Genomic DNA, 426 nt, shown 5'->3' with positions numbered 1-426 from the left:
AACCCCACCCTTCAAGGCGGGGAGAGGGTCATCTGCCCCGCGTAATCCCCCTCATCAAAGGCGAGTATGTGGGTCAACGGGGTTGCGGGGCACTCCGTGAGAAATATTAATCCACCATTCCTAATATCAACCGTATTAATGCATCACCAGTTAAAATTAGGCGTTAGGTGCATTAAAAACATTTCCACAACGAATAATACGCCATATTAAGTAATTATCAGTAGCATTCATTTAAACTACGGCGCCATTAAAACGCAGAACGGCACCATGAGGGAAAGTTTAAAATCACTCCAGCTTAAAATCAGAATAGGGCCCGTAGCTCAGCACGGTAGAGCGGCGGGCTCCAGGCTGTGATGGAGAAACCCGTAGGTCGGGGGTTCAAATCCCTCCGGGCCCACCAAACCTTGCCCTAACCACCTAACCTCC

The 426-nt window shown here is 49.3% G+C and carries 1 tRNA gene; it reads left to right on the top strand.

From position 1 onward, the window contains the following. Positions 1–309: 309 nt before the first annotated feature. A tRNA-Trp gene (locus B7L68_RS08465) sits at positions 310–400 on the top strand. Positions 401–426: the final 26 nt, after the last annotated feature.

The organism is Thermoproteus sp. CP80 (assembly GCF_002077075.2).
Classification (GTDB): Archaea; Thermoproteota; Thermoprotei; order Thermoproteales; family Thermoproteaceae; genus Thermoproteus.
The sequence above is the reverse complement of the archived record's forward strand: the minus strand, read 5'-3'. Positions and strand labels throughout refer to the sequence as shown.